Origin of the sequence: Rhizorhabdus sp. (assembly GCF_018006725.1) — a bacterium.
In the GTDB taxonomy this organism is placed as follows: domain Bacteria; phylum Pseudomonadota; class Alphaproteobacteria; order Sphingomonadales; family Sphingomonadaceae; genus Rhizorhabdus.
On sequence record NZ_JAGMXV010000021.1, the window covers coordinates 18,492 to 35,152 of the forward strand.

Below are 16,661 nucleotides of genomic sequence, written 5' to 3' on the forward strand. Positions count from 1 at the left end.
CCTTCCAGGCCGCCATGTGGCGCGCTTCCAAAGCCCTGCAAACCTGCTAGAGCGCGCCAGTGCCGAAGCTTCCTGCCCTTCACAATCCTTTCCCCGGATGGCGCGATCAGGTCCGCCACCTGCGTGGCTATCGCAGCTGGCGCTGGTCCGGCTATGTCCTGTGGTCGGCGGCGCTCGCTTGGCTGCTGATCTGGTTCTTCTTCGCGCGCGGCCTGCCCTCGGCAGACGCGCTGCTGGCCTATCAGCCGCCCCTGCCCACCAACGTGCGTGGCTATGACGGCGAACCGATCGCGGACTTCGCGCGCGAACGGCGCGTGCAACTTTCCTACCAGGAATTTCCGCCGATCCTCGTCGATGCGTTCATCTCGGCCGAGGACAAGACCTTCTTCAGCCACCCCGGCATCGATTTCGGCGGCCTGGCTGGCGCCGTCTGGGACTATACGTCGAAGCTGGGCAGCGGGCGCCGCGCGCGGGGCGGTTCGACCATTACCCAGCAGGTCGCCAAGAATCTGATCGTCGGGGACGACTATTCGATCGCGCGCAAGGTGCGCGAGGCGATCCTCGCCTTCCGGATCGAGGCGGCGCTGTCGAAACAGCAGATTCTGGAACTCTATCTCAACCAGATATTCCTCGGCCGGAACGCATATGGTGTGCAGTCGGCGAGCCGCGCCTATTTCCGCAAGGATGTCGGCGACCTGACGCTGCCCGAGGTCGCCTATCTCGCCATCCTGCCCAAGGCGCCTTCCAATTACACGGTCGAACGCCATGCCGACCGTGCGCTCGACCGGCGCAATTACGTGCTGCGGCAGATGGAGACCAATGGCTTCATCACGGCGCAGCAGCGGGCGGAGGCCTCGGCCGCACCGCTCGGCATCGTTCCCCGTTACGCGCCGAAGGCCGGCGTCACCGGCTATTTCATGGAGGAGGTCCGCCGAACGCTGATCGAGCGTTATGGCGAAGATGCGGGCGACAGTCCCAACGGCATCTATTCGGGCGGTTTGTGGGTGCGCACCTCCTACGATGCCAAGGTGCAGGACGCGGCCGAGAATGCGCTGCGCGACGGACTGGTCCGGTTCGAAGCGGCGCAGGGCTGGCGCGGGCGGATCGCAAAGATCGACATCGACGGCGACTGGCAGCGGGCGCTTTCGAACGCCAATGTCGGCGCGGGCTACGCCAATTGGCGGCCAGCCGTTGTTCTGTCCAAACAGGGCGCACAGGCAGAGATCGGCTTCGAGGACGGGACGAAGGGCATCTTGCCCAGCTCGGGCGCCACGATGCCGCGCGCGGGGGTCGGCGGCCGGGCGTTCGACTTCCTCAAGGTCGGCGACGTAATCGTGGTGCGCCAGGAAAGCAGCGCCTGGACCCTGCGCAGCATTCCTTCGATCTCGGGCGGGATGGTGATCCAGAACCCGCACACGGGCCAGATATTGGCGATGCAGGGCGGCTTCGACTCTCGCGGTTCCTCGTTCAATCGCGCGACCCAGGCGATGCGGCAGCCGGGTTCCACCTTCAAGCCGTTCGTCTATGCCGCTGCACTGGACAATGGCATGACCCCGGCCTCGATCATCATCGACGGGCCCTTCTGCGTCTATCAGTCGGCCCGCCTCGGGCAGAAATGCTTCCGCAATTTCTCGGGCCAGAATGCCGGCGAGCAGACGATGCGCTGGGGCGTCGAACAGTCGCGCAACCTGATGACCGTGCGCACCGCCAGCCAGATCGGCATGGACAAGGTGGTCAAGACGGCCAAGGCGATGGGCGTCGGCGACTATCCGCCCTATCTCGCTTATGCCCTCGGCGCCGGGGAAACGACCGTCCTCAAGATGGTCAACGCCTATTCGATGTTCGCGAACCAGGGCCGCGCGCTCAGCCCGACGCTGATCGACTATGTCCAGGATCGCAACGGCAAGATCATCTGGCGCGCCGACAAACGTGCCTGCGAGGGCTGCAATCTGCCCCGCTATGACGGCCACCCGATGCCCCGCCCGGCGCTGCGCGCCAAGCAGCTGATCGACCCGATGACCGCCTATCAGATGCTCCACATCATGGAGGGCGTCGTCGAGCGCGGAACCGCAACGGTGCTGCGCGACCTGGGCCGGCCGATGTTCGGCAAGACCGGCACCTCGTCGGGCCCGACCAATGTCTGGTTCGTCGGCGGCTCGGCCGATATGGTCGGAGGACTCTACCTCGGCTACGACACGCCGCGCTCGATGGGCAGCTATGCCCAGGGCGGGACGATCGCCGCGCCGATCTTCCGCAGCTTCGCCGGCAAAGCGATGGCAGGCATGCCGGTCGTACCCTTCCAGGCGCCCCCCGGCATCCGCATGATCCGGATCGACCGCAAGACCGGCCGCCGCATTTTCGGCGCCTGGCCCGATGGCAGCTATTACAGCTCGGTCATCTGGGAAGCGTTCAAGCCGGAAAGCGAACCGCGCCGCACGATCCGCCGCGATGAGATCGCGAGCCGCGCGCGTCAGCAGCCGGCGCGTGCGACGACCGACAGCGAGTTCTTGCAAAGTCAGGACGGCATCTACTAGGGCCGTTCGTCCGGCGGATCGCCGCCATCGGGAGAATCGACTCCCGCTCCGTTTCGCGCCGGCGACGGCGCCGATCGGGTCCGCACAAGATTTGGAGTGTCCTATGCGCGCCGAAGCGCAAGCCAGTGTCGAGCAGATCAACCAGGCGATGGCGCTCGTCCGCCGCTTCCTGGACTGGGACCGCGCGCTGCGCCGGCTCGACGAGCTCAACGCCCGCGTCGAAGACCCGAAGCTGTGGGACGACGCCAAGGCCGCGCAGGAGGTGATGCGCGAGCGTCGCCGGCTCGACGAATCGATTTCGGCGGTCAAGGCGATCGAGATGGAGCGCGACGACACGATCGAGTTGATGGAGATGGCCGAGGCCGAGGGCGACGAGGCGCTGGTCGACGATGGCGTCGCCGCGCTCGCCGCGCTGGCGGAGCGCGCGGAAAAGGACAAGATCGGTGCACTTCTTGCCGGCGAGGCCGACGGCAACAACACCTATATCGAGGTCAATTCGGGCGCCGGCGGCACCGAGAGCCAGGATTGGGCCGGTATGCTGCAGCGCATGTATTCGCGCTGGGCCGAACGCCATGGCTACAAGGTCGAACTGGTCGACTTCCACGCGGGCGAACAGGCCGGGATCAAGTCCGCGACACTGCTGGTTCGTGGCGAAAATGCCTATGGTTATGCCAAGACCGAGAGTGGCGTGCATCGGCTCGTCCGGATCAGCCCCTATGACTCCGCCGCGCGCCGCCACACCAGCTTCGCCAGCGTCTGGGTCTATCCGGAGGTCGACGACGATATCGACATCGAGGTGCTCGAAAAGGACCTGAAGATCGACACCTATCGCTCGTCCGGAGCAGGCGGCCAGCACGTCAACACAACCGATTCGGCGGTGCGCATCACCCACATGCCCACCGGCATCATCGTCGCCTGCCAGAACCAGCGTTCGCAGCACAAGAACAAGGCCGAGGCGATGAAGCAGCTGAAGGCGCGCCTGTACGAACAGGAGTTGCAGAAGCGCGAGGCCGAAGCGATGGCCGGCTATGCCGCGAAGACCGAGATCGGCTGGGGCCACCAGATCCGCTCTTATGTGCTGCAGCCTTATCAGATGGTGAAGGACCTGCGTACCGGCGTGACCTCCACGGCCCCGTCCGACGTACTCGACGGCGATCTCGACAAGTTCATGGCGGCAGCGCTCTCGCAGCGCGTCACCGGCGAGAGCGTCGAGGTCGAGGACGTCGACTGATCCGGCCCAGTTCCCGTTGCAAGCTGTACGGCAGATGAAGAAGCCGTTCAGCGTGGCTCAGGGCTGGCCCCGGTAAGTTTCCCTCGTCCGAAGGAGATGGGCGAGAGGAGAGCCACCATGAAATTAGGAACCATCTTCGCCGCGATCGGCCTGGCCGTCGCGGCGCTGGGAAGCAGCGCACCTGCGCAGGCCCATGACCGCTGGGACGACCGCCGCGCCAGCCATGACCGCCGATGGGATGGCGACCGGCGGTGGGATCATGATCGGCGCTGGGACCGCGACAGGCGTTGGAAGAATGACCGGCGCTGGGTGAACGAGCGCCGCTGGTATCGCGACCGCGACCATCGCCGTCGCTGCTGGAACGAATGGAATCGCGGGCGCACAATTCGCGTCTGCCGCTGAAAATATGGCCCCCTTCCTTCGGGAAGGGGGCTGATCGCGTTGATCACGATGCGCGATCACCCATGAAGTTGCCGCCCTCCATAGAGCGACAGGCCATCAGCTCACTCCCGCCGACCGCATCCGCCCGCGCCGCGCCGCGCCGCGCCGCGCCGCGCCGCGCATGACCGTTCCACGGACAGAATAGCAACCAAGCGAGAATTGGGGAACGATCCTCCGCATTGGCTCGTTGCGTCGCAACATTGCGCTGTACAGCTGACCCTATGGGAAGCTAGCTTGCATCCGGAAACACGTGTTTCCTGTTGCATTCGCAATCATATACCAATTGTGTCGCGAGACTGGCACAGCTAGCAGGATGGACCGTGCCGGCTGCTCTTCACGAAGGTTGCATCATGACGATTTCTCGGGTGGCCAGCACGGGCTGGCTCCTCCTGACCGGGGCATTGCTCGTTTCCGGATGTTCCAAGGAGAAGCCGACGCCCCCGCCCCCCGAGGCGGGCTATGTCGTCATGAAGACCGAGTCGGTGCCGCTTTTCATCGAACTCCCCGGTCGTACCGCCGCCTATGAGATGTCCGAGGTCCGCCCGCAGGTGACCGGCGTCATCAAGGCGCGACTGTTCACCGAAGGCTCGATCGTCCGGGCCGGGCAGACACTCTATCAGATCGACCCGAGCATCTACCGCGCCGCCGTCAACCAGGCGTCGGCCAATCTCGCGAGCGCGCGTGCCCTGCGCGAAGCAGCCGAGGCGAAGGCCAAGCGGTTCGAGCCGCTCGCCAAGATCGAGGCCGTCAGCAAACAGGACTATGCCGATGCGCTTGCTGCGGCGCGTCAGGCCGACGCTGCGGTAGCCCAGAATTCTGCCCAGTTGGAAACCGCCCGGGTCAATCTGCGCTTCACCGACGTGCCTGCTCCGATCAGTGGCCGGATCGGCCGATCGCTGGCGACCACCGGCGCTCTCGTGACCGCAAGCCAAACCGACCCGCTGACCACGATACAGCGGCTCGATCCGATCTTCGTGGACATTCAGCAGTCCAGCGCGGACCTGCTCGCGTTGCGCCGCCAACTGGCGAGCGGTGGCGCCGCGCCCTCCTCCGCCAGCGTCTCGCTGACTCTGGAGGACGGCAGCGAATATGGCCGCAAGGGCCGCGTCGAGTTCGCCGAGGCGATGGTCGACCCGCAGACCGGCACGGTGACTCTCCGCGCCCGCTTCCCCAACCCCGACGGGCTGCTGCTGCCCGGAATGTTCGTCCGCGCGCGCTTTTCGCAGCTGACCGCCACCCAGGCCATATTGGTGCCTCAGGCCGGCGTGGCCCGCAGCCCCAAGGGCGAGGCGACGGTGATCCTGGTCGGCGCAGACGGCAAGGCCGTGCTGCGCACGATCAACGCGGATCGCACCGTCGGCGACAAATGGCTGGTCACGGCCGGGCTGAAGCCGGGCGACAAGGTGGTGATCGAAGGCCTGGGTAAGATACGCCCCGGCCAGCCGATCCGGCCGGTCCCCGCGGGATCGCCGCCCCTGCGCAAGGCATCGCCGGCGAAGGCCGGATGAGCGGCCGCCGATGATATCCCGCATCTTCATCGATCGCCCGATCTTTGCCTGGGTCGTCGCGATCGTCATCATGCTGCTCGGTGCGGGCGGGCTGTTCAGCCTTCCCATCTCGCAATATCCGAACGTAGCCCCGCCCTCGGTCAATATCCGGGCCAATTATCCCGGCGCATCGGCGGAAACCGTCGAATCGAACATCACCCAGATCATCGAGCAGCAGCTGTCGGGCATCGATGGCCTGCTCTATTTCTCGTCATCGTCGAGTTCGACGGGGCGATCCGAAATCACGGTGACGTTCGACAAGGGCGTCGACCCCGACATCGCGCAGGTCCAGGTCCAGAACCGCGTTCAGCAGGCCTTGCCGCGATTGCCCTCGCAGGTTCAGCAGCAGGGTCTGGTCGTGACGAAGTCGAACAGCGACTTCCTCATGGTCGTCAGCGTGTTCGACGAAAGCGACCGCAGCACCAACCGCGACGTGGCCGATTTCCTCGTGTCCAATCTGCAGGACGGAATCGGACGCATCCAGGGCGTCGGCGACGTCAACGTCTTCGGCTCGTCTTATGCCATGCGCATCTGGCTGGACCCTTACAAGCTCGCTTCGGTGGGCCTCACGACCGCCGACGTGACGACGGCGATCGAGGGCCAGAACGCGCAGGTCGCGGCAGGTCAGATCGGCGGCGTTCCTTCGCCCGAAGACCAGATGCTCAACGCCATCGTCACCTCGCGATCGCGCCTGACGACGGTCGACGAGTTCAAGGCGATCATCGTCAAGATCCAGGGCGACGGATCGAACGTCCTGCTGAAGGATGTGGCGCGCGTCGAACTGGGCAGCGAATTCTACAACGTCGTCGGGCGGATCAATCGCCATCCGGGCGTGGGCCTCGCGGTGCTGCTCGCGCCGGGCGCCGATGCGCTCAAGACCTCCGAGCTGGTTCGCGCCTATGTCGACAACGCCTCCAAGACCTTTCCGCCCTATTACAGACACGCTTATCTGAACGACGCGACCGCCTTCATCAAATTGTCGATCGAAGAGGTGGTGAAGACGCTGGTTGAGGCGATCATCCTCGTCGTCATCGTCATGTTCGTCTTCCTGCAGAGCTGGCGCGCGACCCTCATTCCGGCAATCGCGGTCCCGGTCGTGCTGCTCGGCACCTTCGGCGTGCTGGCCGTGGCCGGCTTCTCGGTGAATACGCTCACCCTGTTCGGTCTCGTGCTGGCGATCGGCCTGCTCGTCGACGACGCGATCGTGGTCGTCGAGAATGTCGAGCGCGTGATGGAGGAAGATCCCGACATCAGCCCGCGTGAAGCGACGATCAAGTCGATGTCCGAGATCAATACCGCGCTGATCGCAATCGCGCTGGTGCTGTCGGCCGTGTTCCTGCCTATGGCCTTTTTCGGTGGTTCGACCGGCGTGATCTACCGCCAATTCTCGGTTACCATCGTCGCATCGATGGTGCTGTCGGTGGTCGTGGCCCTGGTCCTGTCTCCCGCCCTTGCGGCGACGCTGCTCAAGCGACCCAACCATGAAGATCGCGCGCTGCGGACCGGCATAGTCGGCCGCGCTTATGGCTATGGCGACCGGTTCAACGCATGGTTCCGACGCTTTACAGAGCGTTATGTCGGGCTGGTGCAGCGGCTGTTCGGCCATGTCCGGCGCGCCCTGATCGTCTTCGTCCTGCTGCTCGTGGCGCTGGGCGTCGTGTTCTTCCAGTTGCCGACCGGCTTCGTTCCGACCGAGGACCAGGGCAATGCCCAGCTGCAATTCTCGCTCGCACCCGGCGCGACGCTGAACCGCACCGTCGGAGTCGCCAAGCAGATCGAACAGCGGCTCAGCCAGACCGAACCCGAGACGATCATCAATTACGGACTGATCAGCGGCTCCGGCTATGGCGGGCAGAGCCAGAATGTCGGGCGCGGCTTCATCGGCCTCGCTCCCTGGGACGAGCGCAAGGGCAGCGAGAACAGCGCGCAGTCGATCGCCACGCGCGTAACGCGCAACCTCTCGGACATCCGCGAGGCGCAGATCTTCGTGCTCACGCCGCCGTCGATTCCCGGTCTCGGCCAGACCACCGGTTTCTCGATGGAATTGCTCAACAGCGGCAATCTCAGCCGCGAGGAGTTCAAGGCCCGCAAGGACCAGTTGCTGGCCGCTGCCGCCGCCGACCCGGATCTCGCCAATGTCCGCCTGAACTCCCTGGAGGATACGGCGACGCTGGCGGTGGACATCGATTCCGAGAAGGTCGGTGCGCTCGGCATTAGCCAGGCAAGCGTCAATCAGACGCTCTCGGCGGCCTGGGGCGGTCAATATGTCAACGACTTCGTCGACCGTGGCCGCGTGAAGCGCGTCTTCATCCAGGGCGACGCGCAATATCGCAGCAAGCCCGAGGATCTCGCCGCCTGGCATGTTCGCTCCGCCACCGGGCAGATGGTCCCCTTCTCGGCCTTCGCGACGGTCCGCTGGGCGCAGACCCCGAACGTGCTCACGCGCTTTAACGGCATTTCCAATTTCACGCTCCAAGGCCAGGGCGCTCCGGGCAAGAGCTCCGGCGACGCGATGAAGCGGATCGAGGAATTGGCGGCACAGGTCCCCGGCGTCTCGGTCGACTGGTCGGGACTCAGCTATCAGGAGCGGATTTCGGGAGGGCAGGCGCCGCTGCTCTATGCGCTGTCGGTGCTGGTCGTCTTCCTGTGCCTTGCCGCCTTGTACGAGAGCTGGTCGGTCCCGACCGCCGTCATCCTGGTCATCCCGCTCGGCCTGATCGGCGCCACGCTGGCCGTGCTGTTGCGCGGGCTGGAAAATGACATCTTCTTCCAGGTCGGCCTGGTCACCACCATGGGATTGAGCGCCAAGAACGCGATCCTGATCGTCGAGTTTGCGATCGCCGCCGAGAAGGAAGGAAAGACCGCGCTGGAAGCCGCGATCGAGGCGTCACGCATCCGGTTGCGGCCGATCCTGATGACCAGCTTCGCCTTCATGTTCGGCGTGGTTCCGCTGGCGATCTCGACGGGCGCCGGCGCGCAGGCGCGCGTTGCGATCGGCACGGCGGTGCTGGGCGGCATGTTCACCGCGACTCTGCTTGCGGTTTTCTACGTTCCACTCTTCTATGTGCTTGTCCGGCGAATCTTCCCGGACAAGGCGGGACATGGGGCGAGCGCCTGATGCGGAAAAGTCTGACGTCGATCATCCTGTTGGCGACGACGAGCGCCTGCACGCTGGCCCCGGATTACAAGCGCCCTCTGGCCGCCGTGCCGGCAACCTTGCCCGACCCTGCCGCAGCTGCCGAGGGCGAGCGGCCGGCGGCGCTCAGCTATCGTGACGTGTTCCGCGACGAGAAGCTGGTCGCGCTGATCGATCAGGCGCTGGCCAACAACCAGAATCTGAAAGCCGCCTATGCCAATGCCCGCGCCGCCCGCGCGCAGGTGACGGTTGCGCGCTCCTCGCTGTTTCCGCAGATCGACGTGTCGGCCGACGTCACCAAGGCAGACAGCTCGAACGAGATCCAGGTTGGCGGCAATGCGAGCGTAGCCACGCGCGGCCGGAGCACTGGCGGCGCCATCGCCACTTTCCGCACCGACGCCCAAGCCAGCTGGGAAATCGATCTGTTCGGCCGGATTCAGAGCCTGTCGAACGCCGCACTCAACGAGTATCTGGCGACCGAAGCCGCCCGGCGCGGCGTACGCCTCAGCCTCGTGGCGGGCGTAGCCAACGCCTATCTCACCCTGGCAACCGACCGCAGCCTCCTCGAGGTCGCGAAGGAAACCAGCGCGGCCGCAGCGAAGAGCGTCGAACTGACGCGATCGCTGCTCGAAGGCGGCGTCGCTGCGCGCACCGATCTGCGCCAGGCGGAAACGGTGCTCGCGCAGGCGCAGTCGGACCAGGCCAATCTCGAAACGCTGATCGAGCAGGATCGCAACGCGCTCCAACTGCTCGTCGGTGCGCCGGTGCCCGATGCGATGCTGCCCGCCTCGATCGAGTCGGTCGATGCGCAGATCGCCGAGGTTCCGGCCGGCCTCGACTCCTCGATTCTGCTGCGTCGCCCCGATGTGGTTCAGGCCGAATATACGCTACGGGCCGCAAATGCCCGCATCGGCGCTGCGCGGGCGGCCTTCCTGCCGCGCATCGCGCTCACCGCGCTGGGTGGCTTCGCCAGCACGACGCTGGCCGACCTGTTCGTGCGGGGCGCGCGCACGTGGAGCGTCGCGCCTTCGGCCACGCTGCCGATCTTTACCGGCGGCGCGAATGTCGGCAATCTGCGCGCCAGCAATGCCCAGCGCGACCAGGCAGTCGCCCAATATCAGACCGCGATCCAGACGGCGTTCCGCGACGTCTCCAACGCCCTTGCCCGTCGCGCAACAATCGACGAACAATATGCCGCGAGCAGCAAGCTCGATGCCGCCGCACAGGACTCGCTGACGCTCGCCGACGCCCGCTATCGCAACGGGATCGATCCCTATCTCACTCTGCTCGATGCACGGCGGACCGCCTATGGTGCGGCTCGCACATTGGCTCAGACCCGTCTGCTCAAGGCGCAGAATCTGGTCGCCCTCTATCAGTCGCTGGGGGGAGACGAGTTGATCGACGCGACGCCGGGCCAGGACAGCCGGATGGCCATGCGCCGCGCGGCCGACTGATTCAGCCAGCCGCCGTTCAGACTTCCGGCCGCAAGGGCGCTTCATGAATGTCCGTCGGGCCATAGCGAGCCGGCTCGCCGACCGGGATCTGCTCGGCCGACGGACCGTCAGCCTGCTGCTCGTCGGCGTCATCCACCTGCTCGGCTTCCTCCTGCTGCTGTCGCTTGCACCGAATGTGCTGCGCCGGGTGGCGCCCGAGCTGAAAAGCTTTCCGCTGCTATCGATATCGGAAGAGCCGGCGCCCAAAGTCGCTGCGACGTCGAGTGCACCGCGCAAGCAGGTGAAGGTCACGCCGCCCACCCCACCGACCGCGCCTGAAGTCCCCAAGCTGCCTTCGAACATCATCTGGATGACGGCCGAACAGTTTCGCGCCACCGACATCTCGAAATTCTCGCCGCGCGAGGCGAAGGATGCTTCGGGCACGGGTGGCACCGCGACGGCTGAAGCCGAAGGCGCGGGCGAAGGACCAGGCGGTCAGAAGCTATACCCCGCCGACTGGTATCGCGAGCCTACGACGGCCGAGATGGCTTTCTACCTGAAGGGCAAGCGTCAGGCGGGCTGGGGCATGATCGCGTGCCGGACCGCACCGCAATTCCGCGTGGAGGATTGCCAGGAGATCGGGGAGTCCCCGACCGGTTCGGGCCTCGCCAATGCGCTGCGCCAGGCATCGTGGCAGTTCCGCGTTCGGCCACCCAGCATCGGCGGCAAGCCGCAGGTCGGCGCCTGGGTCAAGATCCTCTTCGACTTCCAATATGGCGTGATGAAATAGGCGGAGGCAACCGTTCAGCACATGGTCAGTTGATCTTGGACAAAGACCCACCGAGACAATGGGACCAGAGATATGACCAGGTTGTTCTTCTTTGCTTTGCTTTCCGTCACCGCCGTCACCCCAGCCATGGCACAATTGCAGCTGGGCGAGCGCCCGATCACCCGAGCCGAGGTCGCTAAAGTAGCCAAGGCGCAATTCGCCGAGATGGACGCGAACAAGGACGGCTCGGTCAGCCCGTCCGAGTTCGAAGCCTATCGGGAAAAGCAGAATGCCCGCCCCGATCAGGGCCGGGGCCTGACCCATATCGGCCGCAGCTGGTTCGACAAATGCGACACGGACGGCGACGAGCGGGTGAGCCTGAGCGAGGCCCAGGCGCGCCCGCTGGGGTTGTTCGACATGGCCGACACCGATCGGGATGGCACCGCCAGCCTCGCCGAACAGCAGATCGCGTCGATCTTCATCCGGTGAGGCCGGCTGGGCCGACCGCTCAGTGGGCGGCCTTGACCTTCAGGCGGAAGGCGTGGAGCAGCGGCTCGGTATAGCCGTTGGGCTGCTCGACGCCTTCGAACACCAAGGCGCGCGCCGCCTGGAAGGCCAGGCTGTCCGCCTCCCGCCCGGCCATCGGCCGATACAGCGGGTCACCGGCATTCTGCGCATCGACCTTGGCCGCCATGCGCGACAGCGCCGCCTCGACCTCCTCGGCCGACGCCACGCCGTGCAGCAGCCAATTGGCCATATGCTGCGAGGAGATGCGCAGCGTTGCGCGATCCTCCATCAGGCCGACATCATGAATGTCGGGCACCTTGGAGCAGCCGACGCCCTGATCCACCCAGCGCACCACATAGCCCAATATGCCCTGCGCATTATTGTCCAGTTCGGCACGAATCTCCTCGGGCGTCCAATTGTGGCCCTGCGCGACTGGAACCGACAACAGCCGGTCGATGCTGGCGACGGGCTCCGCGCGGCGCTCGTCCTGCCGGGCGAACACGTCGACCTCGTGATAATGGGTCGCGTGCAGCGTGGCCGCGGTCGGCGACGGCACCCAGGCGGTGTTGGCGCCGGTCCGCGGATGCCCGATCTTCTGGGCGAGCATGTCGCCCATCCGGTCGGGCGCCGCCCACATGCCCTTGCCGATCTGCGCCTTGCTCGACAGACCGCAGGCGAGGCCGATCTGGACGTTGCGATCCTCATAGGCGGCGATCCAGTCGCTCGTCTTCATGTCGCCCTTGCGGATCATCGGTCCGGCACGCATCGAGGTGTGCATCTCGTCGCCGGTGCGATCGAGAAAGCCGGTGTTGATGAACATGATCCGGTCCTTCACCGCCTCGATGCAGGCGGCGAGGTTGGCCGAGGTGCGGCGCTCCTCGTCCATCACGCCGACCTTCAGCGTATGGCGGTCGAGACCGAGCAGATCCTCGATCGCGTCGAACAGCCGGTTGGTGAAGCCGGCCTCCTCGGGACCGTGCATCTTCGGCTTGACGATGTAGATCGATCCCGTCGCGCTGTTGCGATAGCGGCCGAGCCCGCGCACGTCGTGCAACGCGATCAGGCTGGTGACGATGCCGTCGAGTATGCCTTCGGGGGCCTCGCTTCCATCGGGGAGCAGCACCGCCGGGGTCGTCATCAGATGACCGACATTGCGCACGAAGACGAGGCTGCGGCCCGGAAGGGTGAAAGCCGTGCCATCCGGCGCGACATAAGCGCGATCATCGTTGAGGCGGCGGGTAATGGTCCGTCCGCCCTTGTCAAAGCTCTCTTCCAGATCGCCTTTCATCAGGCCGAGCCAGTTGGAATAGGCAAGGACCTTGTCCTGCGCATCAACCGCCGCGACCGAATCCTCGAGGTCGCAGATCGTCGTGAGCGCGGATTCCAGGATCACGTCGGCGAGCCCCGCCGGATCTTCACGGCCGATCGGATGGGCGCGATCGATCACCAGTTCGATATGAAGACCGTTGTTCCGCAACAGCAGATTGTCATCTGCGCGACCGACGAGCTGCGCGGGGTCGGCCAGAACCGGTGCATCGCCCTTCCAATCCGCCCAGCTTGCGTCCGCCAGCGGCACCGCGCGGTCGAGAAACGCCTTCGCCCAGGCAATAACTTTGGCCCCACGCTCCGCATCATAGCCCGGTCCTGCCGGAGAGCCCGGAATGGCGTCGGTGCCGTAAAGCGCGTCATAGAGGCTGCCCCAGCGCGCATTGGCGGCGTTCAGCAGGAAACGCGCGTTGAGGATCGGCACCACCAGCTGCGGCCCGGCCGTGGTCGCCAGTTCGGCGTCGACATTGCGGGTGCCGACCGCGAAGGGGGCCGGCTCGGGCACGAGATAGCCGATCGACGAGAGGAAGGCCTTGTAGGCGTCCATGTCGATCGGCTGGCCGGCGCGCTCGCCATGCCAGGCGTCGATCTGCGCCTGCAGTGCGTCGCGGCGGGCGAGCAGATCGCGATTTTCCGGGACGAAGCGCGCGAAGATGTCGGCGGCCCCCGCCCAGAACGCGTTGGGCGCGATGCCCGTCCCCGGCAGCGCGCGGTCCTCGATGAAGCGGACGAGTTCATCCGCGATCTTCAGACCTGCTCTGTCCACCATCGTCGTCATGTCAGCCTCGCCATCGAAAGAGATGACGCACCGATTAGCGCAGGCGGTGATTGGAAACTATTGGGATAATATGCGCGACATTAATTCCTTATGGGAATTAATCAGCCGCCCATCCGCCCCGTCCTGAACCATCGGCGCGAAGAACCGAAGCGCATCAGCTCGCATCCGCAATGGCGGCAGACGGCATGGCTGATCCCGTTGATTTCTGTGCGGCTGCCACCGACGGCCGAGTGCCGGCCATTCTCGCAGGCGAGAGCGCTGGCTTTTTCAGGCGGGGCAGAGCTCGGCATGCTGGGGACCGAGGCAAGCGACATGGCGGACATCCTTTCCACCGGGTTGGCGTGGATGTTCTCTGGAAGTGCAGTTTTGCCGGCTTATTTCACCCCTGAAACTTTAGCAGTCATTTTCGGCGAGCCAGCCAGCCCGAATCGCGCGCCCGCCGCTCGGCGGCGGCATCGAGCGGTTCTCCCGTCATCATGTCCTGCGCCTGCGCCATGATCGCGGCTTCGGCGGACCCGGCCTGCCGATAGGCGCCACCCCCCGACCGATGGCCCGCGACATAGCGCTGAACTGTCCATCCGGAAGGCTCCCGGCAGCCGATTCCGGAGCCGGCAGGTCCGACGAAGGTCCGGCAGAGCCTCCCTTCGGTTCCGGTCGCGAAGCTAACGCCGATCCGGTAAGCGCCCGAAGGCGCCGAAGCGAGTTGCCGGTCCAGCGCCTCCGCGAGATCGCCCTGCGCCACAAGGATACCGGCGCGATCGGAGACCGGGCTTTTCTTTGCGTCGGGCAGCTGCTGTCCGAGCATGACGCCTGCGACGAGGGCCGCTGCCAGAGCGGCAGCGGCCCGGACATAGGAGGTCTTTGCCGGGGCTCTCCCTGGCAAGGCGATGACGTTGGAAGGCTGTGCGAGGGTGGCCGCCAGACGATCTGGAACCGGCTCCTGCGCGATAGGCGCGAAATGGCCGGCAACACTATCGCGCAAAGCCCGGTGACGACGCACGCTTTCCGCAAGCGCCGGGTCGGTCCGCAGGCGCTTCTCGAAGCGCAGCCGGTCGAGGGGCAGCATCTCGCCATCGACATAGGCCATGATCTCTTCATCCGTCATGCCCGTTCTCCCAGATGATCCATCAGCGCCTGGCGCCCGCGCACAAGGCGCGACGTTATCGTTCCCATCGGCAGATCGAGAAGCTCGGCGGCTTCGCGATAGGCCAGCCCCTCGACCAGCACGAGCGCGATGACCTCGCGCTGTTCGGGCGGCAAAGCTGCCATCGCCCGGTCGACATTGTTGAGTTCGACGCGTGCCTCCATCTGCCGGTCGCCAGCGTCGGGCAGGTCCAAGCCGTCCGCGTCGACCGGCACCGTCTCCCCCCGCCGCCGCCGCGATCGCAATTCGTCGATCCAGCAATTGCGGATGATCCGGTACATCCAGGAATCGAGCCGCGTCCCCTCGGCCCACTGATCCTCGGCCTTCAATGCTCGCTCCAGAGCGATCTGGCAGAGATCGTCGGCATCGGCGACATCAAGCGTCAGCGAGCGCGCGAAGCGGCGCAGACGGGGCAGCAGATCGAGCAGGTCCCGTTCGAATCCCGTCACATTTCCTGTCCTCCACGAAGGATGGCTTTGGGGATGAAACGACGGCGGTGCGACGTTTCATCCCAGGCAACCGACAAAAGCGAGCGGCGTTCTGTCGTAACGGCCTTGAAAGGAATCCGATCCGATGCTCCCCCTCCGCACCAGCCTGGCGCTCGGCATCGCGATCCTGTCGGCGTCGGCCGCCGCCGCTCAGTTGCTGCCCCAGCTTTCGTCTCCTTTGGGTCCGACGATCGGACGAACGCTGGAGGACGTGGGAGAAGATGCCGCGCGTCCGGTGCGCTCCGGTCTGGACCAGGTCGACAGTGCATTGCAGCGACTCCGGCAAACCCGCCTGGACAGCCTTTCGGCGCTCGTCCGCCAGCATTCCGACGACCTCGCGCTCGATCTGCGCGGCGATCCCGCGATACGGGACGAATTGCTGCTGCTCGATCCAGACGCCGGCGCGCTCGATGCGGCGCAGCAGGCGGGTTTCGACGTGATCGGCGACGACCGGCTGGAAGGTCTCGACATTCGCACCGTCCGGCTGCGGCCGCCCGCCAATATGGATCTTGCACGGGCCGAGCGACGGCTTCGGCAGGCCGTGCGCGGCGCCACGATCCAGTCCAATCCGATCTACCGGACCGTCGGCACGGCCACGCCGCAGACGACAGCCACGCCCGTCGCGCGATCGAAAGCACGGTCCGGGGCGGTTATCGGCCTGATCGATGGCGGCGTCGCCGGCCTTTCCTCTTTTTCCAGATCGGTGACATCGCTCGGCTTCGCGACCGGCGCGCCGGTCGCCAACGATCATGCCACGGCCATCGCCTCGATCCTGCTAGGCCATGGCAGGATTCCCGCGCTGGTGCCCGGTGGGTCGTTGCTGTCGGCCGACATATATGGCCGCGATCCACGCGGCGGTAACGCGCTGGCGATCGCCCGCGCCCTCGGCTGGCTTGCCGGCTCCGGAGCGCATATCATCAACATCAGCCTGGTCGGCCCCGACAATCCCCTGCTGGCAAAGGCGATCTCGGCCGTCGACAAGCGCGGCATCATCATCGTGGCGGCCGTGGGAAATGACGGTGCTGCGGCGCCGCCAGCCTATCCGGCCTCCTATCCCCAAGTCATCGCCGTCACCGGCGTGGACGCCAAGGGAAGACCTCTGATCGAGGCCGGGCGCGCGAAGCATATAGACTTCGCGGCTCCCGCTGCGGATCTTGTCGGAGCGAATGCAACGGGTGGCGTAGGGCTCCTGCGCGGGACATCCTATGCCGCGCCCTTCGTTGCCGGGACGCTGGCGTCTCTCGACCCCGGCCAGAGGGCGAACCGAAGCGGTGCTGCCGCCCCGCTAACCCGCCTTGCCGTCAAGCCTGCCAACTTCGCCCCCGGA

General features: G+C 65.7%; 12 protein-coding genes. 9 read left to right on the plus strand and 3 right to left on the minus strand.

The genetic code is table 11. From position 1 onward, the window contains the following. The first annotated feature begins 59 nt into the window (after positions 1–59). The 8 genes from KAY22_RS05250 to KAY22_RS05285 all read left to right on the plus strand — a co-directional run bounded on the left by KAY22_RS05250 (position 60) and on the right by KAY22_RS05285 (position 11,580). The gene (locus KAY22_RS05250) at positions 60–2,534 is read left to right on the plus strand and encodes a PBP1A family penicillin-binding protein (protein WP_296620820.1); all 2,475 of its coding nucleotides are present in this window, start codon (positions 60–62) and stop codon (positions 2,532–2,534) included. A 103-nt stretch (positions 2,535–2,637) separates the two neighbouring features. Next, positions 2,638–3,765, plus strand: a complete 1,128-nt coding sequence (gene prfB / locus KAY22_RS05255) for a peptide chain release factor 2 (protein ID WP_296620823.1) — start codon at positions 2,638–2,640, stop codon at positions 3,763–3,765. A gap of 117 nt (positions 3,766–3,882) precedes the next feature. Then, positions 3,883–4,167: a hypothetical protein gene (locus tag KAY22_RS05260; protein WP_296620826.1), complete on the plus strand. Its 285-nt coding sequence runs from the start codon at positions 3,883–3,885 to the stop codon at positions 4,165–4,167. Positions 4,168–4,556: 389 nt separating this feature from the next. Beyond that, positions 4,557–5,714 (plus strand): efflux RND transporter periplasmic adaptor subunit, encoded by a 1,158-nt coding sequence (locus KAY22_RS05265; protein WP_296620829.1) that lies wholly within the window; start codon positions 4,557–4,559, stop codon positions 5,712–5,714. A 10-nt stretch (positions 5,715–5,724) separates the two neighbouring features. Next, positions 5,725–8,871, plus strand: a complete 3,147-nt coding sequence (locus KAY22_RS05270; RefSeq protein ID WP_296620832.1) for an efflux RND transporter permease subunit — start codon at positions 5,725–5,727, stop codon at positions 8,869–8,871. After that, positions 8,871–10,343, plus strand: a complete 1,473-nt coding sequence (locus KAY22_RS05275; protein ID WP_296620835.1) for an efflux transporter outer membrane subunit — start codon at positions 8,871–8,873, stop codon at positions 10,341–10,343. Before KAY22_RS05270 ends, KAY22_RS05275 begins: the two co-directional genes overlap by 1 nt. A 43-nt stretch (positions 10,344–10,386) precedes the next feature. Beyond that, a complete protein-coding gene (locus KAY22_RS05280) occupies positions 10,387–11,112 on the plus strand; it encodes a hypothetical protein (protein ID WP_296620838.1) in 726 nt (241 codons plus the stop codon). Between the two features lie 72 nt (positions 11,113–11,184). Continuing rightward, positions 11,185–11,580 carry an EF-hand domain-containing protein gene (locus tag KAY22_RS05285; protein WP_296620841.1) on the plus strand — a complete coding sequence of 132 codons (396 nt, stop codon included), beginning with the start codon at positions 11,185–11,187 and terminating at the stop codon, positions 11,578–11,580. Between the two features lie 19 nt (positions 11,581–11,599). On the opposite strand, the gene KAY22_RS05290 is transcribed toward KAY22_RS05285, so the two are convergent. From KAY22_RS05290 to KAY22_RS05300, 3 genes are all read right to left on the minus strand, one after another. Further along, positions 11,600–13,702: a malate synthase G gene (locus KAY22_RS05290; RefSeq protein ID WP_296620843.1), complete on the minus strand. Its 2,103-nt coding sequence runs from the start codon at positions 13,700–13,702 to the stop codon at positions 11,600–11,602. A 400-nt stretch (positions 13,703–14,102) separates the two neighbouring features. Next, entirely contained in the window at positions 14,103–14,807 is a 705-nt protein-coding gene (locus KAY22_RS05295; protein ID WP_296620845.1) for an anti-sigma factor, read from the minus strand. Next, entirely contained in the window at positions 14,804–15,295 is a 492-nt protein-coding gene (locus KAY22_RS05300; protein WP_296620847.1) for an RNA polymerase sigma factor, read from the minus strand. The genes KAY22_RS05295 and KAY22_RS05300 overlap by 4 nt, the downstream gene beginning before the upstream one ends. Positions 15,296–15,419: 124 nt before the next feature. Here KAY22_RS05300 and KAY22_RS05305 point away from each other — a divergent pair. After that, positions 15,420–16,661, plus strand: a 1,242-nt coding sequence (locus tag KAY22_RS05305) for a S8 family serine peptidase (protein WP_296620848.1), incomplete at its 3' end; no start/stop codon positions are given.